Genomic DNA, 25,172 nt, shown 5'->3' with positions numbered 1-25,172 from the left:
GAAGGAGAATGAAATGGGGAAATTAGACGTACAAAATGTAAGTAAATCGTTTGGTAATCAGCAAGTGTTACAGCAACTTTCTTTTTCGGTTCAAGATGGTGAGTTTGTGTCTATATTAGGTCCATCAGGGAGCGGGAAGAGTACATTATTTAATATAATTGGTGGCATTACCGCTCCAGATACAGGTGCTATTTATTTAAATGGACAGGATATTTCGGGATTACGTGGAAATATTAGCTATATGCCACAGAACGCTTCGCTTTTTCCATGGCGAACGGTTTTACAAAATGTTTTGCTTGGGGAAGAAATTGTTCTTGGCAAGACAGATGAAGAAGAAGCACGGGAAATGATTGCCAAAGCTGGGTTACAAGGTTACGAGCAAGCATACCCGCATGAATTGTCAGGAGGCATGAAACAGCGTGTTTCTTTTCTTCGTAGTATGAAGAGTCCACAATCGATGATTTGTTTAGATGAACCTTTTTCTGCTTTGGATGAATTTACGAGAGCGGAAATGCAAAAGTGGTTACTATCTATATGGGAAAAACATCGAAGATCCGTTTTGTTTGTTACCCATAATATTGAAGAAGCATTATTTTTATCCGATCGAATTCTTGTATTGTCAAATAAACCAGCAAGGATTCAAAGGGAGCTTGTTATCCCCTTTGAGAGACCACGTGAAGAGGAACTTGTGTTAAGCAAATCTTTTTTAGATTATAAAAAACAGCTTTATTATGAATTGAGGGAGTAAGCATGAATGTAGCTATTATCGATGCACATATCCATCTAGACATGTATAAACAAAAGGAACGACAACAAATCCTCCAGCAAACAGAGCGAACGAAACTAGAAGCAATGGTTAGCGTGTCCTATGACTTACCATCTTGTAAAATGAATCTTGATTTACACAAACAATTTGAAAGGGTGAAGCCTGCGTTTGGTTTTCATCCTGAGCAAACTCTTCCAACAGAGGAAGATCTGGCAGATTTGTTGCTGTATATCGAAAAGCACCATTATGAAGCAGTCGCTATTGGTGAGGTTGGTTTACCATATTATAAACGGCAAGAAGATCCAGAGTTAAAATTAGAAGCTTATATCAAAGTCCTAGAGGCATTTATAAAGCTAGCCAAGCGACTTGACCTACCAATTAGTTTGCATGCCGTTTATGAAGATGCAGATGTCGTATGTGATCTATTAGAGAAGCATTCTATTCAAAAAGCACATTTTCATTGGTTCAAAGGCAGTAAACGGACCGTAGAACGGATGATAGAAAATGAATATTTAATATCGATTACGCCAGATGTTTGCTATGAAAAAGAGATCCAACAGCTTGTACGAAGGTACCCCTTAACGCATATGATGGTGGAAACAGATGGGCCGTGGCCTTTTGAAGGGCCGTTCGCAGGCGAAATGACAGAACCGACTATGATTCATCGAGCAGTACATAAAATGTCACAACTGAAAGCAGCACCATTAGAAGTTGTATATAAGCAATTATACGCGAATGCAAGTTATTTTTTCTCGCTGTTTTAAACAAAACAATTTTTCTTGAATGAGAAAAACAGACTAATAAGATCTTAGATCACATAAAATATCTTCCTAATTCCCAACGTAAAGGAATAGTCGTTAGTTATAAGCAACTAGAATGAGGGGGGAAAATGTAATAACATCGGTCCTACTAAAAAATTTTCTTCACTTAGGGGAGAAGAGCGGATGAAAAGTACTACGTAGGCTGTTAGCATGAATAATACAAGATGCGAATAGTGTTTCTTAAGTTAACCCTGTATACTACTGTAGACCTGCAGGGAGAGGGAATGAAGAAAAACGAAAACGCATATGCAATTGTACGATGACAAAAGACATATTAAAATAGTAGTATAAAACCGCAAAACGAAAGCGTCCTGCGGTTTTATCTAACTTATTCTGTTTTTTCTTTAATAAATTGGACCACTTCTTCAGCAGTGCTCATAGAAAGAAGTTCGTCCTTATAGGATGCTAACTTTCCTTTATCTAGGTCACGTATTTGTGTACGTGCAGGTAAAATAGATGTAGCGCTCATACTGAATTCATCTAAACCAAGACCGAGTAGAATAGGAATCGCAATAGCATCTCCTGCCATTTCTCCACACATGCCTACCCATTTATCTTCACTGTGAGCAGCTTCAATAACATTGTTTACCAAATTTAAAATGGCTGGGTGGTATGGTTGGTATAAGTAGGAAACTTGTTCGTTCATTCGGTCTGCGGCCATCGTATATTGGATCAGGTCGTTTGTACCGATACTGAAGAAGTCTACCTCTTTTGCAAATTGTTTTGCAATAACCGCAGTTGAAGGGATTTCTACCATGATCCCTATTTCAATATGATCAGATACTTCTTTTCCTTCTTTTAAAAGAGCCTCTTTTTCATCCATTAGAATGGCTTTTGCTTGGCGAAACTCTTCCAACGTAGCGATCATTGGGAACATAATTTTTAGATTTCCATAAACACTAGCCCGTAGTAATGCACGTAATTGTGGTCGGAACACATGCTCATTATCTAGGCAAAAACGAATAGCACGGAAACCTAGAAATGGATTTAATTCTTTAGGAAGATCTAAGTAATTTAACTCTTTGTCCCCACCAATATCTAAAGTACGAACAACAACAGGTTTTCCTTCCATTTGCTCAAGCACGGATTTATATGCCGTGAACTGTTCTTCTTCTGTTGGGAGCTGACTCTTACCCATATATAAAAACTCTGTACGGTATAAGCCGACACCTTCCCCGCCATTGTCTAAAACGCCTAGTACGTCATCTGGTGTACCAATATTTGCAGCTAGTTCTACTTGTTCGCCATCAGCAGCTAATGTAGGTTCGTTTTTTAGTTTTGCCCATTCTTGTTTTTGCTTGGCAAATTCTTCTTGCTTTTTCTCATAAGTTGCGACTATTTCTTCCGTTGGGTTAACAATTACAACCCCTTCATTACCATCAACGATAATTAAATCATCTTTTTGGATGGTGTTTGTCACTTCTTTTGTACCAACAACTGCTGGGATCTCAAGCGATCTTGCCATAATAGCTGAGTGCGATGTACGGCCACCAATATCTGTCGCAAAACCTTTAACGAAATCTCTGTTTAATTGCGCAGTATCGGATGGTGTTAAGTCTTTTGCGATTACAATTACTTCTTCATCAATCAATGCAGGGTCTGGGAAAGTGACCCCTAATAGATGGGCTTTAACACGTTTCGTTACATCATATATATCTGCTGCTCTTTCTCGCATATAATCATTGTCCATATTTTTGAACATGTCGATAAACATGGTAGCAACTTCATCTAGCGCAGCTTCTGCGTTTACATTTTCTTCATTCATTTTATTCTTCATAGGATTAATCAATTCAGGGTCACTAAGTACTAACAAATGAGCAGAAAAAATTTCCGCATGTTCATCACCAATATTTTCTTTCGTATGAGCTTTAATTTGCTCTAATTCTTGCTTGGAAATCTCAAGTGCTTTGTCAAGTCGTTCTATTTCCACGTGTGGGGTAGCTGTCGTGATTTTTTCAAATGATAAGTCTGGAGTTTCTAATAGGTATGCTTTGGCAATAGCGATACCTGAAGATGCAGCAATTCCTTGAATGTTAGCCATAATCATTTTCCAACCTTTCTTTGTATCAATCATATCTATTTTAACTGCTTGTGTAGGAACGTACAAGCAATTAAAAGAGATTTTAAAAACTTTGTCGAAAACAAGCGCAAAAAGTGGTGAATTATGTGTATTATTTCCACATCATGTATTTTTATCCAGTCTAATTAAGATACATGACAATGTTCAGGAGTGTAAACAAAGTAAGTTTAAAGGCTATAAAAGTGTTCATGAGCAAAACTTTTATAAATAACGTTTTAAGCAATCGCTTTCTTCGTCCACTGCATAATCACTTCATATACTTCCTGTTTATTCCATTCATGAATTAGCTCATGTCTCGCGTTAGCAAACAGCATTGTTACAATCTGAGTTAAACCGCAATTGGTATAAAATTCAGCTGTCTTCCAAACACCTTTTGCGTAATTTCCAACTGGATCATGATCGCCGCTAATCAATAGTACTGGTAGATCGCGTCGTATTTGTAGATAACTGTTCGGGTTATGAATACTTCGCAAACCGGTAAATAAATCGTAAAAAAATTGTCCGGTTGGAATAAATCCAGTGTACGGATCTTTGATATACTCCTCAATTGCTTCTGTTGACCGCGTTAACCATTCAAATCCAGTAGGAGCGTGACCTACTTTTTTATTAAACGAACCAAAGACAAGCTTATTCATCCAAACGGCTTTTTCTTTCGGCGGAAGGAGAGATGCTAGACGTTGACCGGCTATTAATTGAGTTGTAGGATAATATCCAGTTCCAGAAAGAATAGCTCCAGAAATGGAATTACTATAAGACTGGATATAAGAACGGACAAAAAAAGATCCCATGCTATGTCCGAATAAGAATAAAGGTAATGATGGGTGAGCAGTCTGAATAAGTTCCGATACTTGGCGCAGATCATGAACCGCTTTGTAAAAGCCATCTGTTTCAGCGAAATAACCAAGCATGCCTTGTTTTTCACCAGTTTTTCCGTGTCCTCTATGATCATTTCCATAAACGATAAACCCTTGAGACGTTAAATAAGTAGCAAAATCATGATATCTTTCTATATGCTCCATCATGCCATGAGCAATTTGAATAACCCCTTTCGCAGGAAAAGCGGGCTCCCATTTTTTTATAAATACGTTTGTATGATCATCAGTTTGGTACCAAAAAGTTTGCTGTTTCATAAGACATCAGCCTCCATTTCTTATTTCCTATCATAATTGTAGATTTCTTTTTCGTCTACTTAAAAAGGCTTGCTATATTTCCTATAACTGTGCTAAAGTTATACGTAAGTCTACGTATGCTCTAAAAGCATACTTGTAAATTCGGAAAAAGTGTACGACGTGCTTGCTTATCTGTTACAGGAGGTATAATGAGTTATGCTTGGAATAGTTAATGTATTGTTAGTTATTGACGGACTTATAATGATTATATTAGTTCTGCTACAATCTGGAAAAAGTGAAGGTTTATCAGGTGCTATTTCTGGAGGTGCTGAGCAGTTGTTCGGTAAACAGAAGGCAAGGGGAATTGATCTTGTATTACATCGAGGAACAATTGTCACAGCGGTCATTTTCTTTGTATTAGCATTTTTAAGTGCCTATGTATTACAATAAATGATATTTTAGACCCTTACCGCTTCTAACCTGGCAGGTAAGGGTTTTATTCTATTATTAGAAAGTCTTATGGCTCATGTTGCGAAATTTATTGTTTTCATAATAGATGGTGGTTCGAAATGCGAACCATGCTGGTTTCTTGTGTTTTTCAGAAAAATGAAGTCTTCCTATCGTCATAAAGACGCTGGCGATAGTCGAGTTTTACTGAAAAGTAAGAAAGTATAGAATGAAGAATTAACCGAGTAACCACGTCTAGTTCAAGCGCTCAGCAACTAGGCAACTTCACGAATCTCCCTAAGCTGAGTTATCATCGGTTTGTCACCCAAGGTGATTCCTTTATCTCGGTTGATTTGTTCCACTCGCTATGTTGCTAACCTTGCACCTTTGTTCCACTATAGGGAAGCATAAAAATTATTATTAATTATAGTATAAGGCTTCCGCTATGAGACTTGGCGGCAAGCCAATTTTTTCTAATAAAAGGCAGAAGTTTTGTTAAAAGGGTTCTAATTTGATTAAAATAAAATATGCAGTTCTCGTTGATGAAATAGTATATTAAACTGCAAGGTTACTAAAAAGGGGTAACTTGTTTCAATAAGGAGTTTACAATAAACGAAAATAGGTAATTGTAATAAAGCAGGAAAAGGAGTTATCAATCATGAAAATAAAACAACCTCAACCCTTTACTTTTGAAGCAGGGCCACGCGCCGTATTATTATTACATGGATTTACTGGACATTCTGCAGACGTCCGTATGTTAGGGCGATATTTAGAAAAACGCGGGTATACTAGTCATGCACCTATCTACAGAGGGCATGGGTTACCGCCTGAAGACTTAATTCAATCGACACCAGACGAGTGGTGGGAGGATGTGTTAGAAGCATACCAGCATTTAAAAGATTTGGGGTATAGAGAAATTGCTGTTTCTGGCTTATCATTAGGTGGGGTACTAGGCTTGAAATTAGCATACACAGAACAAACAAAGGCTGTTATTCCAATGTGTTCACCTATGTTTTTTGATAATGAAACGCAATTAACAAAAGGGTTTCGACTATTTGCCAAAGAATATAAACAGCTGGAACGTAAAGATGATCATGTGATAGAACAAGAATTAGATACGTTATTAACAAATTCTAAACCGCTATTTAAACAATTAGGTGCATTTATTACTGAAGTGAAAAATGAAGTAGATACGATTTATACGCCAACAATGGTCGTTCAAGCTAGAAAGGATCAAATGATTAATACGGACAGTGCAAACTATATTTATGAAAATGTAGAAGCAGAGCATAAAACGATCAAGTGGTATGAAGAGTCAGGACACGTTATTACAATGGGAAAAGAAAAAGAGCAAGTTTTTGAGGATATTTATCAGTTTCTCGAAACTTTAAACTGGGAACAATGATTATAATAACAGTCAAATGAGAATAATAAATAGAAAGAGGGTGAAGAAACAATGAAAGAAAAAATTCAACAATATTTTAAAGAAAATGGTACAAAGCCTTTAACAGTCCATGAAATAGAAGAAGCGCTAGAGATTGAAGATGCAACAGAATTTAAAGAGCTCATCAAAGCATTAAATGCGTTAGAGGAATCTGGGGAGCTCGTACGAACAAGAAAAAACAGATTTGGATTACCTGAAAAGATGAACCTTGTCCGTGGTAGAATTCAAATGCATGCCAAAGGGTTTGCTTTTTTAATCCCAGATGATGAATCACGCGATGATGTTTATATCCATTATTCTGATCTTGGCTCTGCTATGAACGGGGATAAAGTGCTTGTCCGTATTGAGAAAAGAAGTGATTCTGGAAATCGCTCGGAAGGAACTGTCATTCGGATTTTAGAAAGAGCGACATTACAAGTTGTCGGTACATTTGAAAATAATCGTTCGTTTGGCTTTGTTATTGCAGATGATAAGCGTATTCCTAATGATATTTTTATCCCTAAGGATAGTACGAATGGTGCTGTTAGCGGACATAAAGTAATTGCGCATATTACGAAATATCCAGAAGGAAGGAAAAGTGCGGAAGGGGAAATTATTCATATTTTAGGACATAAAAATGACCCTGGCATTGATATTATGTCCATTATTCATAAGCATGGCATTAAAGTAGACTTTCCTGAAAAAGTGTTAGAGCAAGCAGCTAATATACCTGAAACGATTACGAAAGAGGAAATGGAAGGACGCAAGGATCTTCGTGAGGAAACCATTGTAACCATTGACGGTGCAGATGCAAAAGATTTAGATGATGCTGTATCTGTAAAGCAATTAGACAATGGTAACTATCTTCTCGGAGTATATATTGCTGATGTGAGCCATTATATTGATCAAGGTAGCCCTATGGATGAAGAAGCCTTTGAAAGAGGTACTAGTGTTTACTTAGTTGATCGCGTCATTCCGATGATTCCACACCGTTTATCTAACGGAATTTGCTCACTGAACCCTAAAGTGGATAGATTGACATTGGGTTGCGAAATGGAAATAGATACTTCTGGCAACGTTGTAAAACATGAAATTTTCCCAAGCGTTATTCGAACAAACGAGCGGATGACCTATCATGATGTGAATCAAATCTTGGTAGAAAAAGATAGTTCTTTACAAGAACGATATCAAGATCTTATACCTATGTTTGAAAATATGGAAGCATTAGCTGCTATTTTGCGAAGAAAGCGAATGAATCGAGGTGCGATTGATTTTGACTTCAAAGAAGCAAAAGTAGTAGTAGATGAAAATGGAAAGCCACAGGATGTTGTGTTACGAGAGCGTTCTGTTGCAGAGCGACTGATAGAAGAATTTATGTTAGCGGCAAATGAAACGGTAGCAGAGCATTTCCATTGGATGGACGTGCCGTTTATTCATCGTATTCACCAAGACCCAGATCCTGATAAATTACAAACGTTTTTTGAATTTTTAGCGGGTCTTGGTTACGTGGTCAAAGGTATGAATAATGAAATTCATCCACAAGCGCTTCAAAAGGTGTTGGAAGAGGTAAAAGGAAAGCCAGAAGAAATGATCGTTTCGAAATTAATGCTTCGGTCGATGCAACAAGCAAAATATGACCCACAAAGTATTGGGCATTTCGGTTTAGCGACATCTTTTTATACACATTTTACTTCTCCAATTCGTCGTTATCCAGATCTAATGGTACACCGCTTGATTCGTACTTATCTAATTGATAAAAAGATGGATCAGCGAACATTGCAGAAGTGGAAAGACGAACTTCCAGAAATCGCTAGACAAACTTCTGCTGCTGAAAGGCGAGCGGTCGACGCTGAACGAGAAACAGATGACTTGAAGAAGGCAGAATTTATGCAGGATAAAATTGGTGAAGAATATACTGGGGTAATTAGTTCCATTACGAATTTTGGTTTATTTGTGGAACTAGAGAATACAGTAGAAGGCTTGGTACATGTTAGTTATTTAACGGATGATTATTATCATTATGATCAGCGGAGTCAAGCAATGATTGGAGAAAGAACAGCTAAAGTGTACCGCATTGGAGAAGAAGTGCAAGTAAAAGTAGCAAGTGTTAACATTGATGAACGCACGGTTGATTTTTCCATTGTATACGATGAAGAAACGAAACCAAAGAAAAAAATTAAAGCGAAACGAATAAAGAAATAATTTACAGCCGCTGTTCTATATGGATGGCGGTTTTGTGAAACTATAGGATGGTTCAGAGTTTTAAGACTTATAGTATAAGAAAAATTATAGCTTACGTCAGAAAGATTTGACTATAAGCCAAGTTTTACATCGTTTAGCTTTTAGATTTTGTTTTGTATGGTTCATATAGATATACAATTCATCAGAATAATATACATGTATTTATTGGAATATGGCTCGTATTTTGGTAGAATAAGGTGCATGTAAGAAGTAGGAGGAAGTACCGATGCCAAAAGGACAAGGAAAAGTAATTGCAACAAATAAAAGAGCATCTCATGACTATTTTATAGAAGATACGTATGAAGCAGGGGTTGTTCTGCAAGGCACAGAGATTAAGTCGATTCGTGCTGGAAGGGTAAATATTAAGGATGCGCATGCGCGAATTGATCGTGGTGAAGTAAAATTAATTAATTTGCATATTGCAGAATATGCACAGGGGAATCGATTTAATCACGATCCAACTCGTACAAGAAAGCTGCTTTTACACCGTAAAGAAATTGATAAATTAATTGGTTTAACCCAACAGCAAGGGTATGCACTTGTGCCATTGAAAATTTACATTAAAAATGGTTATGCAAAGGTACTGTTAGGGTTAGGAAAAGGTAAAAAGAAATACGACAAGCGTGAAGATTTGAAAAGAAAGCAAATGAAACGAGACGTGGATCGAGCTATCAAAGATCATATGCGTTAATAAATAGATAAGACTCGTGGTAGTTGACTTTTTTTCTACAAATGTTATAATAACTAATGGACAAAAAAAGAATAGTTGCTCAATCTTCCATAGCGCATCCTTTTTATGGGGACGTTACGGATTCGACAGGGATAGATTGAGCTCAGGTTGCACGTCGAGGTTACGACTCGTAAAACGTTATGCCTAATAATAACTGGCAAAACAAACAATAACACTGCTTTAGCAGCTGCCTAAGCACTGCTAAGCGATCCTTCCTGCTATCGCCCGTGTGGCAGATTTGAAGGGTCTCAAATGAAGCGGGCTATACTATCATTCACCGTCTGAGGATGATAGTTGAAATGAATCAGACTAGCTGCTCGAAAGCCTGTCAGTAGGCTGTAGAGTAAGCGAATGATAATATACTGACTAAGCGTGTAGAAACCTGAGTGGCGATATCTCTGGACGTGGGTTCGATTCCCACCGTCTCCACCAAATACATACAAGTATTGGTGTGATAGTGTTAAAAACAGCGTGGTAAGAATTGTGGTAAGACTTTTATTTAAATTTAAATATTTTAGCTGGTTCGAAGTCGTCTTCCATTGGAGTACGGCTTCTTTTTCTGTACTTGGGTACAAATGGCTATATATAGGGCTCTAGGAATGTGGTGGCACTCCTTATTGTGCCAATGCGCAGAAAGAAGCAAAAAAATACACTCATTCCTCTCTCTTTTGATAACCTTGTGTTGCTGACAAAAAAAGGTAAAGGAGAGGGAAAGAGTGCAATATTATCTTATCATAGAATTTATTGTGGATAAAAGCTAACCGAGTAGAAGTATGGGATTTAAAAGAAGACTCCACTAATCATCTACAACAATTAAAACTGAATTTAGCTGGTATGTGATTGGTTTAATCATTGATGAGTTCTCGGAAATTTATAATTTACTTCTTTAGAATTGATTTATATCCAGAATATGTTGCTAAAAAGTATCCTCCATACACTACTATAATAACTCCAGCAGTAAGAAGGGAAGGGAAGAATACATTTGATTCTCCAGCAGACATAATGGCTCTATTCACTACCTTTATACCAAAAATTGAGTGAATGATAGCTAGAGAAAGTGGCATCATGAAATAAATGAATATTTGTTTGAAAATGGATTGATTTACTTCCTTTTGTGTTACGCCTATCTTTTTTAGCAGGTCATATCGTACCTTATTATCGCTAGCCTCGGACAGCTGTTGTAATGCTAAGATTGCAGCACTAGAAATTAGAAATATAATTCCTAAGTATATTCCTATATACACTATCATTGTAGAGGTACCTGTAGCATCTTCATATACTAAAGTTTTAGTCATTCCCAATAAATACGTGTTTTTATCAGCGTTTTTGTTATACGTTTCGATTAAGTTATACAGTTCTTGGTCTGCTTTGTTTGCTTCTCCCTCATACTGTATATTTAGCGAAATTCTGGATGGTTCCATTTCTGATACTGCTTGATCTGGCAATGCTACAATCATAGTGTCTTTAGCTGATTTATCTGTTCTAACAGACATGAATTGAAATCCTGATAGTGGATATTCTTTATGATTTATTTTAATACTTTTATTGTTATCTACAAATCGCTTCATCGTTTTTTTCATATCTTTTTGGTTGGTTAGAATGAGTACTTCGTTTTGTTCCAAGTTTACAGGGTCTTTTCCTTGTAATCGGGCTAAGCCTTCATAAGAAGAGCGTTTTATTAATGTTAACGGAGCAGATGCTTTGCCTTCTAAAACAGACTCTGCTTGTTTGTCTGTATATCCTTTTAAATACGAGGAAATTGATTCATCTGAATAGTATTCTTTAAATGTAATGTTGTCCCCATATTGTTTAACATTTAATTCCTCAAGTTTCTTTTCAAGATTTTCAACACTTTCTTCATATTTAAAGAAAGAGAGCGTGGAATCGTAAGGAGTAGTTACTGTTAGATCTTTTTCCAAACTATTTTTCAAACTAAATCCTGTCGAGAGTACTCCTATTGTAAAGAATAACATTAAACAAATAATGGTCATTGAAATGAACGTAGAGTTCACTTTACTATTTATTTGTCTTAATAGAAATATATTGATGTTCTTGTAATATAATTTCTCGTTTTTTTTCGCTATATTCAGCAAGAATCCTGATAATGAAAAGAAGAAAAGAAATGTACCGATTGATCCTAGACCAACACTGGTCCAGAGTAAATTCATGCTCTTAAATAAACCATATTTCAACATAAGGAAGTATGCACTGCCAATCAAAAGTAAAGATAATACAAAAACACCTATAGCAGTGGATGTTCGCTTCAGTTTTACTTGCTGATTTTTTTTATTTGCTATAAAAAGATCGATCAGCTTGTAACGATTTATCATGATTACATTGAAAAGCATAACTATTAGGAAGATAATCCCAAAATACAGAATAGTTTTTAACATTGCCGTTGTAGAAAATACAAAAGTATACTCTTGTATGTCTACTTGAAAAAGTGCAGCGGTTAATAAGGACAATCCTTGTGATAAAATGGTTCCTAAGCCTAGACCAACTAGTAAAGAAACAAGCCCAATAAAAAAGGTTTCCATTACAAGGATTTTGGAAATGTTGAACTTACTCATCCCAAGCGTCATATACATTCCTAATTCTTTTTTACGACGTTTGACTAAAAAACTGTTCGCAAAAATAATTAGAAACGCTAGTACGGTGGAAATGAAAATAGAAATAATTCCAATGGTATATATTAAATCTTGTACCATATCTTCTTGACTATTGGACAGTTTTAGCATTGCCTGTTGTGCGGTCAAAGAATTAAAACTATAAAAAAGGCTAACAGCGAATGTAATGGTTAAAAAGTAAATAGCATAGTCTTTAAAGCTCCGTTTAACGTTTCGTAAGGATAATTTAGAATACATCATTTGCATCGCCTCCTAGAAGGGTTATGACTTCTATGATACGATTAAAGAACGCTTTTCTTGAATCATTCCCCTTTATAAGTTCATTGAAAATTTTCCCGTCTTTGATAAACAGAATTCGATTAGAGTAACTGGCAGTAAAAGCATCATGCGTAACCATTAAAATTGTAGTTGAAAGTTCTTTGTTCAGTTTTTCAAATGATTCTAATAATAATCTAGAAGACTTAGAGTCAAGTGCCCCTGTGGGCTCATCTGCTAATACTAGGGAAGGATTGGCAACAATAGCACGAGCAGAGGCAACACGTTGTTCTTGCCCACCTGACATTTCATAAGGAAATTTATCTAAGACAGAACTTATTTCCAATTTTTCGGCGATCTCTTGTAAATTAGATTGAATTTTAGATGGCTTTTCTCCTTGTATAGATAATGCTAGGGCAATGTTTTCGTAAGCAGTAAGTGTATCCAATAGATTAAAATCTTGAAAAATAAATCCTAGTTCATCACGACGGAATTTTTCCAGATTCCTCCTCTTTAAGGTAGTAATATCTTTTCCGTTGATGGTAATATGACCAGTTGTAACTGTATCAATAGTTGAGATGCAGTTAAGTAACGTTGTTTTACCACTTCCGGATGGTCCCATTATTCCCACGAATTCTCCCTTATCTACCTTAAAGGAAATGTCATTAAGGGCCTTTGTTATATTTCCCTTATTTCCAAAATATTTTTCTATATGGTCGACCTGTAGTATATTTTGCATATATTTTCTCCTCCAAGTTTAATGAATTAGTTTCAGTATAACCCTTCATGTTATTCTTTCATATTGCATTAAGTGTTATGAAAGTTACGTTTTTGTAAGTTTAACCATTTAAAAATGGAACCGTACTATTACGGTTCCATTAAAAGTGATTTATTCATTGGGAAAACAAGAAAAACAGTTGTATGAATATTTTGTTTTGATTCTATACTTATTCCTAGATTTAGCTTATCAGCCAACCGTTTGCATAAATATAACCCTAATCCAGTTGACTTACTATATGTCCTACCAGTTTCTCCTGTAAAACCTTTGTCAAAAACTCTTGGTAGATCTTTCTTTTTAATTCCAATTCCATTATCTTTAATTTGTAACACGACCTTGTTATCATAAGGAGTTGAAGTTATTTGTATTTCGCTACTAGCCTTTTTACTGTATTGGATAGCATTGACTACAATCTGATTTAAAATAAATTCCACCCACTTCTTATCACTATAGACCATTTCATTGAGCTCCCCAAGATATAATTTGATCTTTTTGTAAATGAAATCTTTGGCATTTTTTTTGGCTACTCTAGTAACAACTTCTCTAAGTGAGAATTTGCTAATAAGATAATCCTCTGAGACATTGTTACTTCTTGCGAAATAAAGTACTTGCTCTATGAATTGTTCTGTCCTGTCTAATTCTTGTATTACTCCATAATCTATATCACGGTTGTTCAAAATTAATTTTGCTGAGGAGAGAGGCGTTTTAATTTCATGAACCCATGTTTCAATATATTCTTGATAATCTTTTTGCTCCCGTTTGTATATATTGATATGTTCATGCATCTGCTTATAGGCGATTTCTATAGCATCCTGTACAATTGCTCCTTCTAAAAAAGTGGGTCGTTCCAATATTTCTGGAAGTAAATATTTTTTATCAAGCGACTCCTGATAATCAATCAAATGTTGATAATATCTTCGCTTTTTTCCATACTCTAAAAGATAGGCAATAATTAAAGGGACGAACCAAGCTAATCCAACTATTAAAATCATTTCAAAAGATATATGGATCTTCCAAAGAATGATACTAAACAAACCAAACAATACAACATTTATTAATAAAAATGGTAATTTTTCATGGGAAAAACTTAAGATATTCATGACATCACGTACCCTAGTCCTCTACGAGTTTCAATAGGATTAGTTATACCCAATTTCTCTAGTTTTCTGCGCAAACGTGTCATGTTAACAGAAAGCGTGTTATCATCAACGAATAGATCGGAAGACCAGAGATATTCCATCATTGTTTCTCTTGAAATGATTGTTCCTCTATGCTGCATTAAATAGTGAAGAATTTTCAACTCATTTTTAGTAAGTATTTGTTGCTTATCATGGTAATAAACAGCACCTTTTGCTATATCTAATATTAACTCTCCACAAGAAAGTACATTATTAGATTGATTAACGTATGTCCTTTTGAATAAAGCTTCTATTCTTGCAGTTAATATTTGTAAGTTATAAGGTTTCGTTATAAAATCATCAGCTCCAAGGTTTATGCTCAATAACTCATCCATTTCATTATCCCTACTTGTCACGATGATAATCGGGACATTTGATTCTTTGCGAATCTCACGACTAAGTGTGTAACCATCAATATAAGGTAAGTTAATGTCTAGAAGAATAAGATCAGGGCTTGATTTTCGAACATAAGACAAAATATCTTGAAACTCAGTTACTACATCCGTCTTATATCCTGCATTCTGTAAATGATCTCTTAACTCGTCGCGAATTATCGGTTCGTCTTCTATGATTAAAATTTTGAAACGATTCATTTTCTCATCACGCTCATCTTTGTTTTGTATAAGTAAACTATATAAAAATATAGCATGTATGAAAAAATTTTAAAAGTAACTCCAATAATGCATGATGTTTTATATAATGTTTTACCTTGAATTCCATATCTTAAATTGTTGGTATCTTATTCATTAGTCAGCCTCCTACAATTGTTTTAGACTGTATTCTTTGTTAAATGGATTTTTAGGTTAAAAATAAAATGGATTACAGATGGATTAACGATATTTAACATTTTAAAAATGTCATTTTATATTTAAGCAAGCTTTCCTTTTTTAATCATAGCTATTATCCAATGTATTCGCATTTGCTTCCGTATAAAACGTAAAAAGTAGGGAAAAAGAATGGAAAGAGAAACAAAAGGATGGATGCAATGTGAAAAAAATACCCATTTTTGTCCTTTGTATGGTTGTATTCCTGCTTTTAACGGGGTGTTGGGACCGAACGGAGATTGAAGATCAGGGGTTCGTGGTGGGATCAGCGATTGACCTTGAGGAAGAAAATGGTAATGATAATTCTTTTAAGATAAAGCTTACAAATCAAATTGTACTTCCCGGCGGCTTGGGAACACCATTGCAAGGTGGGGGTAGGGAACAAGAGGCTTATCATAATATAACAATAACAGGCAATAGTATTTTTGAAATTATTAGAGAAATGGCTACTTCCGCGAATGAACGGCTTTTTTTTCAACATATGAAAGTTGTTGTCGTGTCCGATAAAGTTGCGAGAGAACCTGGGTTATTTTCCAAGGTCATGGATGTGTATATACGTGACCATGAAATGCGAAGAGGTATGAGAATATTAATTGCCAAAGAAGGAACGGAAGCAAAAGAAATTCTAGATGTACTCCCACCTGGAGAAAAAGTTCCTGCACTTTATATTGATTCATTATTGGAGAATAGCTATAAAACAGCTAGTTCCTTAGAGCCTCTTCAAGTTGGCCAATTGCAGGAACGGATGTTAACGAAGCGGAGTTACACCATTCCAGAAATTCAAGTGGGAGATAACCAAACGTTAAAATATAAAAACGCCGCTGTTTTTCAAGCTCCTGAAAATAGAATGGTTGCTTCTTTATCGGGAGAAGAGACGAGGGGGTTAGCATTTTTAACAGAGCACGATCAAACAAGTCCGGTTATGGTTAATGTCGATGGCGAAGACGTTGTGATTGAAGTATTAGATATAAATCACACATACGATGTTTTAAGTGATGATAAAGATAATCTAGCTTTTGAGATTTCCTTGAATATAGAGGGAAGCATAGCAGAGACGTTTGGAAATTCTAAAGTCCTTAAAGCTTCATTTTTTAAAAAGTTGGAAAAAGAAACTGAAAAAAAGGTGAAAGAAATTACAGAAAAAACGATAAAAGTAGTCCAGGATGATTTACAAGTAGATGTTATCCAAATAGGTGATACACTTTTTCAACGTCACTATGACCTATGGCAAAAAGTAAAAGACAATTGGGATCAAGGGGAAAACTATTTCTCCAAAGCAGATATTCATGTAACGGTAGATGTAAATATTAGTAAAACAGGAGCTTCGGATAACTTTAAATAAATGTATTCCTACAACAGCAATGCACAAATAAAAAAGTTTCTTTCATACTTCGAAGTTTTTAGCTTGACTTTTTCCTTAGAAAAACTTAGTTTGTTGCCAAGTCTTATGGCGAAAGTCTTCGTTTTTCTTTTACTAAAACCAAAAAATCTTATGCTTTCCTATAGTGTAAAAATAATACAAATGTCCATTCTCATTCATATTAAGCCACACATAGACTATATAGAAACATCCTTGAAAGAGGTGATGACATTGTTTCCTGAAAGGCGAAGAAAACAGCTACTACAAGATCGACCTAGACATGCACCTAATTGGATTGGAAGGCCTACTCAACCACGCAAACAGGACCAAACTTCTTCTGGTGTGATGAAACTATTAACTAACTTTCGTAATCAGGAAGGGCAAGTTGATTTTAACAAAGTGACAGAAGTAGCGTCACAGGTAAACAAATTATATGGCCAAGTAAGCCCACTCCTATCTTCTTTTTTTAAAAAGTAGTTCTTATAAATAATCTCTCCCTCTTTAAAAATAGACGGAGGGGTTTTTTACTAAAAGAAAGTAAAAAAGTATAAGAAAAACTACAGTTTCCGCCATAAGACTTGGTGACAAGCCAAGTTTTTCTAAAAAAATAAGCCGAATAAGCAAAAACATTTTAGCCATCCTAAGCATAAAGGGAGGTTATTTTATGAATCAGCAAATTCGTAGCTATATGACACAAAATGTGTATACAGTAAACGATTCACAAACTATTCAAGAAGCTGCAGCATTAATGAGTGAGCATAATATTGGCGCCATACCTGTTGTAGATGCACAAGGGAATTTGGTAGGTATGTTGACAGATCGCGATATTACATTACGGTCTACGGCGCAAGGGGAAGCAGCACAAACCCCAGTTTCTCAAGTGATGACAGCACAAAAAATTGTTCATGGTACTCCTGAAATGGATATTCATGAAGCAGCTGAGCTAATGGCACAACAACAAATTAGACGTTTACCCGTTGTGGAAAATGGCAAAATTATTGGCATGGTTGCTTTAGGGGATTTAGCTGTAGATCATCAGCTACAGAATGAGGCAGGAGAAGCTTTGTCCAGTATTTCGAATCCTTCAAGTCCACAGCAATAAAAAAGTACGTTGCTGATCTTGGTCAGCGGCGTACTTTTTCGCGCTATAGGAAAGTATAAGGTTTTTTGGTTTTTAAAGAAAAACGATCATATTATTTGGTGATAAGTCCAGTTTTCTAATAGCATAGGATATAAAATCTCCAAACTGGTTGAAGCTACGTTTTATAAGACATAAACATATACAGTAATGAAATGGAATAAACTACCTGCTAGAATAAACAGGTGGAAAATTTCATGAAAGCCCATATGCTTAAAATTTAGTGTTTTTGGCTTTAATGCGTAAATGATACCACCAACGGTATAGATGACTCCTCCCAAGACTAGAAATACCATTCCACCTTTATTTATGATAGGCGCTAAATTTGAACTGAAAAATACTACAATCCAGCCCATTCCTATATAGAGTAAAGTAGATAGCCACCTTGGGCAATGGAACCATACTAATTTAAATACTACACCTAACACTGCTAAGGTTGTAATAATAATAAAAAGTGTCCACCCTAACGTACCTTTTAAACTGATGAGGCATAATGGTGTATACGTTCCAGCTATTAATATATAAATCATGGAATGGTCTATACGTCTAAGAAAAGCAATGACCTGTTTTTTTGCAATAACCATATGGTATGTTGCTGATGCGGAATATAACAATGTCATACTTAAACCGAAAATTACAACTGCTGTAATGGCAAGTGGGGAACCAATTGTTTCATTTGCTTTAAAAATTAATGCCAAAAGACCGATAAACGACAATATTGCACCGAATAAATGAGTTAGTCCATTAATCGGTTCTCGAATATATACACCCATTTTAATCAACACCTTTATCTTGGTATGTAGTTTCAAAAACTATATAACCATAATATATGTATTTTAAGATGTAGTCAAGGTTTACTTCTTATTTTTAATTTCGTATAATAAGTTGATAATAAATCAATTTACATTGAAGGTACAAAAGAGGGTATTGAATGGAAAATGTGCATGATTTCTTTAAACAAATTCAATTAAATAGCCAATTATCATTGGATGATATTCCAGATTTAGATTTATATATGGATCAAGTTATTCAATTATTTGAAAATAAGTTTGACGTGTTAAAGCGAGATGAACAAGAAAAAGTTTTAACGAAAACGATGATTAATAACTATGCGAAAGGGAAACTGTTCTATCCGATTGAAAATAAGAAATACTCTAAGAATCATTTAATGCTAATTGCGATGATTTACCAGCTAAAAGGTGCTCTATCTATTAATGACGTCAAAACAACATTGCATCAACTGAACAAAATGATTACAGAAGAAAATTTTGCCTTAGCAAATTTATATGAAAGTTATGTACAGCTTGCTGAAGATAGTATGCAACAAATGAAATTAGAAACCGAACAATTAATGCATGATGTGGAAGAGCATAGTAAATCTTTACCTAGTCAGAATGCTGATTATTTACAGGAGCTTCTATTAGTTACTTCTCTTGCTAATATGAGTAATTATTATCGACGAGCAGCAGAAAAGATGGTTGATCGCATTGCTAATAAAATGGATACATAATGTAGATGGTTGAATCTTAGTATTTTAGATCAAGTGCCTGTATTAAATGGGGCTACACCAAAAGAGGCTATAACAGCTACGCTTGAATGAACAGATTAGCGGACAAGCTTGGTTTCTCACGTTATTGGGTAGCCGAACATCACGACATGAAACGATTTGCCTGCCCTGCTCCGGACATTCTTCTCGGTTTAATTGGGAATAGGACAGAACATATTAAGATTGGAGCCGGAGCCGTTTTATTACCACACTATCAGTCGTTTAATATTAGTGAAAGATATAATATTCTAGCAACATTATATCCGCAAAGAATAGACGTAGGTATTGGTAGAGCCCCTGGTGGTTCAGCGGAAGCAATCATTGCTTTATCAGGAGATTATTTAACAAAAGTTAAAAACATTGGCACGGATATTGATGAGTTACATCATTTCTTTCACCAAACATTCCCTAAGGATCATATGTATGCAAAAGTTTCCCCTACTCCTATACCTGATTCTTCTCCAAACCTTTGGATTCTAGGTACAAGTGAAAAGAGTGCTATTCTTGCTGTTGAAAAAGGTTTACCCTATGTGTTTGGTCATTTTATGACAGATAAGGATGGTCCAACAATTGTTCATCAGTATCAGAAAAGGTGCCATGAAAAAGTAATCGTTGCTGTTTCTGTAATTTGCGCGAAAACATTTTCAGAGGCGAAAGAGCTAGCAAAAAGTTCTTATCGGGCAAACAAAGAACCAGCAGGGGATAAGAAGACTCGAAAAGATGATGTTGCAAAGGAAGAAAGGGTATTAGAAAAAATAAAAAGTGAATATATTTTTGGAGATCCATCCCAAGTTCATAGGCGACTCCAAGCATTGCAACTAGCATACAAGCAGATGAAATGATGATTTTAACGAACACTCCTGATTATGTCAGCAGAAAGACTTCTTACCAATTAATTGCGCAAACCTGTTTAACCTAGCTAAACTACTTTCTTTGTAAGTCAACATGACAATTATAAAATCTAAATACCCTATCAGATTTGAAGCAATCTTGATACGGTGATAAATTAGTTTGTGTTCATATTCTGTCGGTTGATAGTAAAATAGCAAAACTAGGAGAGATTTAGATGCAACATTGGGTCACTTCAGTATTGGAAGAGTTAGGTTATATTGGTGTGTTTTTTATGATGGCTTTAGAAAACATATTTCCACCTATACCTTCAGAAATTGTTTTACCATTTGGAGGATTTCTAACAACAACGACTGATTTATCTGTCGTAGGTGTTATTGTTGCAGCAACAGTTGGATCAGTTCTTGGGGCAGTTATTTTATTTGGCATTGGTCTTTTGCTTGATGTTAAACACTTAGAAAAAATTATTCACAGATATGGCTCTATGCTAAGAATAAAAAAACAAGATATTCAAAGAGCAGATGCTTGGTTTGATAAGTACGGCTATTGGACGGTATTTATTTGTCGAATGGTCCCTTTGGTTAGAAGTTTAATATCCATTCCAGCAGGGATGTCAAACATGAATTTTGTCATGTTTTTATTCCTAACAGTTGCTGGTACATTGTCTTGGAACACTTTATTAATTTTGATCGGTGTTCAGCTCGGTGAATCATGGACCAACATATTATCATTTATGGAATTGTATTCTACAGTTATTTATATTTGTATCGGTGTAGGGATCGGTATTATCGTTTACTTATATATCAAACGGAGAAGGCAGCAATAATCTTGCTGTCTTTTTTGTGTCGTGTCGCAACAGACAGTGAACAAAGGCGCTTGAGCCCCGTTCAGCAACGTAGCGACTGGAACCAATCAACTAAAGTATTAGGAATCATGCTCCTGCAACATGAGTATGCCGGCGCCTTCCGGCAAGCCTGTCTTTAGTGAGCCTCCGTATTTCGTATGAACCAATGATGACTTATCGTAAGGCAATGGAGTGAAGTCGCCTAGTTGCTGGGCGCTGGGTCCGGACATGGCAAGTTTATCTGTAGCTGCAAAATTTTATAATTTCCTAGGCGAGAACAAACCAGAACATTATCTGTTACCAACCATTTTACTTCATTCATTGACTCCTAGTACGCCTTAAGTACTAGACGAAAATATGGCTATAGTTCATTACGAAACAAAGTATTAGCTTGTATGATAGAAGTAAGTTAAAGGAAGGAGGAGCTGCAGTGAAAAAATTTCTTTTGTTTCTAGCAGGGTTAGTAGCCTTCATGGTCCTACTTGCTAACATAGGACCAATGGTATTCTTCGCGCTAGGTATTTGGTTACTGTATGTTATTTTTAAGCAGTTTATGAAAACTGATTCAGTTGCAGGAAAAGTAGGCTGGGTTATTGTAGGGCTCATTGTTTTGAGTATGACCATTTCAAATATGTTTGCGTTAATAGGCGTTGTTGCGATAGCGGCACTCTACATGGTTTATAAAAGTTGGAAGAAAGAAGACGATGTTCCAGTTGTACATCATATAAAAGAAGACGACCCATTTACAAATTTTGAACGTGAATGGGCAGAATTAAATAAGTGAACAAAAAGGAGAGATAATGAATGACTAACATTTTCACAAGAATGAAGGAGTCTGTCGTTAGCGATTTACACCACATGATGGATCAAAAGGAGCAAAAAAACCCTATTGCAGCTTTAAACCATTACTTGAGGCAAAGTGAGCAAGAGAAGGAAAAAGTACGGAAGCTTTTGGAACGCCAGTACAAGCTAAAAGATGAGTTTTTAAAGGAATATCAATTAGCGCAAGATTTAGCAGATAAACGGTTAAAGCAAGCTAATATTGCTGAAAGAGCCGGAGAAACAGAAATGTACGAATTTGCATTCCGCGAACATCAAGAATATCAAGCAAGAGCTGAGCGTATGAAAGCTTCTCGGGATGAGGCCGTTGCAGAACTTGATACATTAGAACAAAAGTACGAAAGTATGAAGCATAAGTTAAAGGATATGCATTTACGGCGCATGGAGTTAATGGGGCGAGAAAATATAGCACGCGCAAATTCTCAAATAAATCGGGTCATTGGTGAAACTGCGGACAAACCATTTTCTAAATTTGCTGAAATGGAACGTTATATCGAAGGGTTAGAATATAAAGTAAATAGCGCTTATTACCGGAGCACATTTGATCAAAAAATTGCTAAACTAGAAAAAGAAATGAATGATAAAGAAGAAGTATAATCGGACATGTAGCAGAAGTTTTCACAGTGTTTTAAGTATTGCCTAGCGTTCTGTCAGTTCTTCTTTGTAATAGAAAAACATGGTATACTATACAGGCGCAAGATAGAGCGCCTGTTTTTCTTCTGGAATAGCTTGTCTAAAATGTATACGAAAAGTATATTTTATGATGACACTTTTGGTTACTAGGCAAGGCATAGAGTAAAGGAGCATTGTTTTTTGGAGGCGAACGAAGAAGTTAGCCAACCTTACTTCTCTTTTATTCCTTGAAAACAAATTTTTAGAAGGCTTGGCAAATGTAGGAGGGGTGCAGCATGTTTCATCGACTATCAACCGATACATTGAATTGGATACTGATTGTTGGTGTCATTCTCTTTGTATTAGAGATTACTTTTTTTGAAGGCGGCATGATTATTCCTGCGCTTTTTTTTGCCTTGCTTATTTATGTGGGAAGAAAAAATCTAAAACGTTTTTGGGGGAAATTATTTTTTTGGGCAGGTTTAATAGGAATTATTTTTTCCATTTTAAATATGCTTGCGATTCGATTTTTTGTTATTGCTACAATAGCCATATTTGTTATTCAATATTCGAAATCAAAAAAGGTAGCGAAATGGGTAAAACCTTATTTAAATACGGAAACGGCGCAGGTGGAACAAGAAGACCTTGTTCGTAAACACCCGTTTTTTGATCACCGCTTTTTTGATGACCAAAGAACGGATGATGTTGCTTATCAATGGAGAGATGTTAACATTCATGGAGCATTCGGTGATCGAGTTATAGATTTAAGTAATACTGTGTTACCAAATGATACGGCAGTCATCTCTATTCGCCATCTTGTAGGAAATATCGAGATTCATGTGCCATATGACGTAGAAGTTAGTATTCATCATAGCTCGGTTATTGGACGTGCGCACATTTTTGGAAATTACCATGATCGTATGATGAACCAAACGTTATTATATCAAACGAAAAATTATGATACGTCGTTCCCTCGTGTAAAAATAATTATAGCTATATTCTCTGGAGATGTCGAGGTGAAACGAATATGAACCTGTTATTACGGCATATCTCTACTGCAGTTTTATATAGTATTATTTTAACAATATTAGTAACAGGAGTAACACTTTTTGCGTTCGTAGATGATTGGAGTACGATAGTTAATAAAAAAATAGAAGATATCTCCTTCTTATTTATTTTATTTGTTATTCCTGTCACTGTTGGTATTATAACTGGGATAGTTGCAGGTATCTATTGGAGACAACGTGTTCACTTTGTGGAAAAGAGAATGGAAGAAATTGTTAAAGGACAAAAACTAAGTTTTGATTTGGAAATACCAAAAGGCTTGGAACAAATGCAGCATCATCTTGAGCAAATTCAACATAAATTTAGGATGCAAACGGAGCATGCTCAACGCTTAGCAACGGAACGAGCCGTAGAACGAGAACAAAGCTTACAGGAAATTGTTGTTCAAGAGAGAAATAGATTAGCTCGCGAATTACATGACTCCGTCAGTCAGCAATTATTTGCGGCTTCAATGATGATGTCGACAATTACAGAAACAAATCCACCTCAGGATGAAACAATGAAAAAACAACTTCGAATGGTAGAGAATATGATTCAACAATCGCAGTTAGAAATGCGAGCACTTCTTTTACATTTACGTCCTGTAGCTTTGAAAGGGAAATCTTTACAAGAAGGGACGAAGGAGTTGTTAATTGAACTCACACAAAAAGTGCCAATGCAAATTGATTGGAATATTGAGGATTTTACCGTTGATAAAGGTGTAGAGGATCAATTGTTTCGGATTATCCAAGAAGCTTTATCAAATACATTACGCCATGCAAAAGCTAATTCTTTACATGTCATGTTAGTAGAAAGAGATGGAAATATTATTTTGCGAGCAACGGATGATGGGGTTGGGTTTGATATGGAAAAATTAAAAACTGGATCATATGGTTTACAAAATATGCGAGAAAGAGCTTATGAAATAGGTGGCAGCTATAAAATAATCAGTTTTCCTAAGCAAGGCACGCGCCTAGAAGTAAAAGTTCCTTATTTTAAAGAAGGAGGAGAGATGGAGTGATACATGTACTATTTGCTGATGACCATGAAATGGTACGTATTGGAGTAACTTCTTATTTAACGGCCCAGCCAGATATAGAAGTTGTTGCAGAGGCATCTGATGGAGGAGAAGCTGTAGAACTAGCGTTAACGCTAAAGCCCGATATTATTTTAATGGATCTTGTTATGAAAGAAATGGACGGAATTGAGGCAACACGGCTCATTATAGAACAATGGCCAGAAGCTAAAATAATTATTGTGACTAGCTTTTTAGATGATGAGAAGGTGTATCCCGCTTTAGAAGCAGGTGCAACAAGTTATATGTTGAAAACATCGAAAGCGGAAGAGATAGCTAAAGCAATTCGGGCAACCTTTGAAGGACAAACTGTGTTGGAGCCAGAGGTGACAGGGAAAATTATGAATCGTATGCGTTCTCCAGAACGAGCTTTGCACGAAGCTTTAACAGAAAGGGAATGGGAAATTTTGTTGTTAGTCGCTCAAGGAAAAACAAATCAAGAAATTGCCGATCAATTGTTTATTTCGTTAAAAACGGTAAAAGTACATGTAAGTAATATTTTATCTAAGTTAGAGGTGCAAGATCGCACGCAAGCGGTTATATATGCTTTTAAAAATCATTTAGTTGAATAAGTAAAAAAAACGA

26 protein-coding genes and 1 other RNA gene are annotated in these 25,172 nt (G+C 35.7%); 19 read left to right on the top strand and 8 right to left on the bottom strand.

Going from position 1 to position 25,172, the window contains the following annotated elements; all coding sequences use genetic code 11:
- The first annotated feature begins 13 nt into the window (after positions 1-13).
- Together BUB45_RS08685 and BUB45_RS08680 are read left to right on the top strand one after the other, a co-directional pair.
- Positions 14-748: an ABC transporter ATP-binding protein gene (locus BUB45_RS08685; RefSeq protein ID WP_073007471.1), complete on the top strand. Its 735-nt coding sequence runs from the start codon at positions 14-16 to the stop codon at positions 746-748.
- Positions 749-750: 2 nt separating this feature from the next.
- Positions 751-1,530 carry a TatD family hydrolase gene (locus tag BUB45_RS08680; RefSeq protein WP_073007468.1) on the top strand — a complete coding sequence of 260 codons (780 nt, stop codon included), beginning with the start codon at positions 751-753 and terminating at the stop codon, positions 1,528-1,530.
- Positions 1,531-1,915: 385 nt separating this feature from the next.
- Here BUB45_RS08680 and ptsP read toward each other — a convergent pair whose 3' ends face one another.
- A complete protein-coding gene (gene ptsP / locus BUB45_RS08675) occupies positions 1,916-3,628 on the bottom strand; it encodes a phosphoenolpyruvate--protein phosphotransferase (RefSeq protein WP_073007818.1) in 1,713 nt (570 codons plus the stop codon).
- Here ptsP and BUB45_RS20165 point away from each other — a divergent pair.
- Complete coding sequence (locus BUB45_RS20165) at positions 3,618-3,878, top strand: hypothetical protein (protein ID WP_073007466.1); 261 nt, start codon at positions 3,618-3,620, stop codon at positions 3,876-3,878. The two genes, ptsP and BUB45_RS20165, sit on opposite strands and share 11 nt — an antisense overlap.
- Positions 3,879-3,882: 4 nt before the next feature.
- Here the strand turns inward: BUB45_RS20165 and BUB45_RS08665 are convergent, their stop codons facing one another.
- Positions 3,883-4,797 carry an alpha/beta fold hydrolase gene (locus tag BUB45_RS08665; RefSeq protein ID WP_073007448.1) on the bottom strand — a complete coding sequence of 305 codons (915 nt, stop codon included), beginning with the start codon at positions 4,795-4,797 and terminating at the stop codon, positions 3,883-3,885.
- Positions 4,798-4,992: 195 nt separating this feature from the next.
- Between BUB45_RS08665 and secG the strand changes: the two genes are divergently transcribed.
- The 5 genes from secG (at position 4,993) to ssrA (ending at position 10,049) form a co-directional block, all read left to right on the top strand.
- Entirely contained in the window at positions 4,993-5,226 is a 234-nt protein-coding gene (gene secG / locus BUB45_RS08660) for a preprotein translocase subunit SecG (RefSeq protein ID WP_073007446.1), read from the top strand.
- A 655-nt stretch (positions 5,227-5,881) separates the two neighbouring features.
- On the top strand, positions 5,882-6,628 hold the full coding sequence (locus BUB45_RS08655) for an alpha/beta hydrolase (RefSeq protein ID WP_073007443.1): 747 nt from the start codon (positions 5,882-5,884) through the stop codon (positions 6,626-6,628).
- A 51-nt stretch (positions 6,629-6,679) separates the two neighbouring features.
- Positions 6,680-8,848 carry a ribonuclease R gene (rnr, locus tag BUB45_RS08650; protein WP_073007441.1) on the top strand — a complete coding sequence of 723 codons (2,169 nt, stop codon included), beginning with the start codon at positions 6,680-6,682 and terminating at the stop codon, positions 8,846-8,848.
- Between the two features lie 265 nt (positions 8,849-9,113).
- Positions 9,114-9,578: an SsrA-binding protein SmpB gene (gene smpB, locus BUB45_RS08645; protein WP_073007438.1), complete on the top strand. Its 465-nt coding sequence runs from the start codon at positions 9,114-9,116 to the stop codon at positions 9,576-9,578.
- A gap of 107 nt (positions 9,579-9,685) precedes the next feature.
- Positions 9,686-10,049, top strand: a transfer-messenger RNA (tmRNA) gene (gene ssrA, locus BUB45_RS08640).
- Positions 10,050-10,495: 446 nt separating this feature from the next.
- Here ssrA and BUB45_RS08635 read toward each other — a convergent pair.
- The 4 genes from BUB45_RS08635 to BUB45_RS08620 form a co-directional block, all read right to left on the bottom strand.
- Positions 10,496-12,484, bottom strand: a complete 1,989-nt coding sequence (locus BUB45_RS08635) for an FtsX-like permease family protein (RefSeq protein WP_084723582.1) — start codon at positions 12,482-12,484, stop codon at positions 10,496-10,498.
- Positions 12,471-13,238 (bottom strand): ABC transporter ATP-binding protein, encoded by a 768-nt coding sequence (locus BUB45_RS08630; RefSeq protein WP_073007436.1) that lies wholly within the window; start codon positions 13,236-13,238, stop codon positions 12,471-12,473. The genes BUB45_RS08635 and BUB45_RS08630 overlap by 14 nt, the downstream gene beginning before the upstream one ends.
- Positions 13,239-13,366: 128 nt before the next feature.
- Positions 13,367-14,269 (bottom strand): sensor histidine kinase, encoded by a 903-nt coding sequence (locus BUB45_RS08625; RefSeq protein ID WP_244527695.1) that lies wholly within the window; start codon positions 14,267-14,269, stop codon positions 13,367-13,369.
- 104 nt (positions 14,270-14,373) lie between these two features.
- Positions 14,374-15,048: a response regulator transcription factor gene (locus BUB45_RS08620; protein WP_073007430.1), complete on the bottom strand. Its 675-nt coding sequence runs from the start codon at positions 15,046-15,048 to the stop codon at positions 14,374-14,376.
- A 394-nt stretch (positions 15,049-15,442) separates the two neighbouring features.
- Here BUB45_RS08620 and BUB45_RS08615 point away from each other — a divergent pair, with 394 nt between their 5' ends.
- The 3 genes from BUB45_RS08615 to BUB45_RS08605 all read left to right on the top strand — a co-directional run bounded on the left by BUB45_RS08615 (position 15,443) and on the right by BUB45_RS08605 (position 17,741).
- A complete protein-coding gene (locus tag BUB45_RS08615; protein WP_073007427.1) occupies positions 15,443-16,621 on the top strand; it encodes a Ger(x)C family spore germination protein in 1,179 nt (392 codons plus the stop codon).
- A gap of 105 nt (positions 16,622-16,726) precedes the next feature.
- A complete protein-coding gene (locus tag BUB45_RS20160) occupies positions 16,727-17,116 on the top strand; it encodes a YppG family protein (protein ID WP_212590757.1) in 390 nt (129 codons plus the stop codon).
- A gap of 187 nt (positions 17,117-17,303) precedes the next feature.
- On the top strand, positions 17,304-17,741 hold the full coding sequence (locus BUB45_RS08605) for a CBS domain-containing protein (protein ID WP_073007421.1): 438 nt from the start codon (positions 17,304-17,306) through the stop codon (positions 17,739-17,741).
- Positions 17,742-17,902: 161 nt separating this feature from the next.
- Here BUB45_RS08605 and trhA read toward each other — a convergent pair whose 3' ends face one another.
- Positions 17,903-18,550 carry a PAQR family membrane homeostasis protein TrhA gene (trhA, locus tag BUB45_RS08600; RefSeq protein WP_073007418.1) on the bottom strand — a complete coding sequence of 216 codons (648 nt, stop codon included), beginning with the start codon at positions 18,548-18,550 and terminating at the stop codon, positions 17,903-17,905.
- Between the two features lie 158 nt (positions 18,551-18,708).
- Between trhA and BUB45_RS08595 the strand changes: the two genes are divergently transcribed.
- The 3 genes from BUB45_RS08595 (at position 18,709) to BUB45_RS08585 (ending at position 20,998) form a co-directional block, all read left to right on the top strand.
- Positions 18,709-19,287 carry a DUF1836 domain-containing protein gene (locus BUB45_RS08595; RefSeq protein ID WP_073007415.1) on the top strand — a complete coding sequence of 193 codons (579 nt, stop codon included), beginning with the start codon at positions 18,709-18,711 and terminating at the stop codon, positions 19,285-19,287.
- 86 nt (positions 19,288-19,373) lie between these two features.
- Positions 19,374-20,165, top strand: a complete 792-nt coding sequence (locus tag BUB45_RS08590; protein WP_244527694.1) for an MsnO8 family LLM class oxidoreductase — start codon at positions 19,374-19,376, stop codon at positions 20,163-20,165.
- 224 nt (positions 20,166-20,389) lie between these two features.
- The gene (locus BUB45_RS08585; protein ID WP_073007411.1) at positions 20,390-20,998 is read left to right on the top strand and encodes a DedA family protein; all 609 of its coding nucleotides are present in this window, start codon (positions 20,390-20,392) and stop codon (positions 20,996-20,998) included.
- A 98-nt stretch (positions 20,999-21,096) separates the two neighbouring features.
- Here BUB45_RS08585 and BUB45_RS20155 read toward each other — a convergent pair whose 3' ends face one another.
- Positions 21,097-21,246 carry a hypothetical protein gene (locus BUB45_RS20155; RefSeq protein ID WP_212590756.1) on the bottom strand — a complete coding sequence of 50 codons (150 nt, stop codon included), beginning with the start codon at positions 21,244-21,246 and terminating at the stop codon, positions 21,097-21,099.
- 200 nt (positions 21,247-21,446) lie between these two features.
- Here BUB45_RS20155 and BUB45_RS08580 point away from each other — a divergent pair, with 200 nt between their 5' ends.
- The 5 genes from BUB45_RS08580 to BUB45_RS08560 all read left to right on the top strand — a co-directional run bounded on the left by BUB45_RS08580 (position 21,447) and on the right by BUB45_RS08560 (position 25,159).
- Positions 21,447-21,800, top strand: a complete 354-nt coding sequence (locus tag BUB45_RS08580) for a lmo0954 family membrane protein (RefSeq protein WP_073007408.1) — start codon at positions 21,447-21,449, stop codon at positions 21,798-21,800.
- Positions 21,801-21,820: 20 nt separating this feature from the next.
- The gene (locus BUB45_RS08575) at positions 21,821-22,453 is read left to right on the top strand and encodes a PspA/IM30 family protein (RefSeq protein ID WP_073007406.1); all 633 of its coding nucleotides are present in this window, start codon (positions 21,821-21,823) and stop codon (positions 22,451-22,453) included.
- A 311-nt stretch (positions 22,454-22,764) separates the two neighbouring features.
- On the top strand, positions 22,765-23,499 hold the full coding sequence (gene liaF / locus BUB45_RS08570; RefSeq protein ID WP_073007403.1) for a cell wall-active antibiotics response protein LiaF: 735 nt from the start codon (positions 22,765-22,767) through the stop codon (positions 23,497-23,499).
- Positions 23,496-24,533, top strand: a complete 1,038-nt coding sequence (locus tag BUB45_RS08565; RefSeq protein ID WP_073007400.1) for a sensor histidine kinase — start codon at positions 23,496-23,498, stop codon at positions 24,531-24,533. Before liaF ends, BUB45_RS08565 begins: the two co-directional genes overlap by 4 nt.
- Positions 24,530-25,159: a response regulator gene (locus BUB45_RS08560; RefSeq protein WP_073007397.1), complete on the top strand. Its 630-nt coding sequence runs from the start codon at positions 24,530-24,532 to the stop codon at positions 25,157-25,159. Before BUB45_RS08565 ends, BUB45_RS08560 begins: the two co-directional genes overlap by 4 nt.
- Positions 25,160-25,172: the final 13 nt, after the last annotated feature.

Source organism: Virgibacillus chiguensis (assembly GCF_900129865.1).
GTDB classification, from domain to species: Bacteria; Bacillota; Bacilli; order Bacillales; family Amphibacillaceae; genus Virgibacillus; species Virgibacillus chiguensis.
The sequence above is the reverse complement of the archived record's forward strand: the minus strand, read 5'-3'. Positions and strand labels throughout refer to the sequence as shown.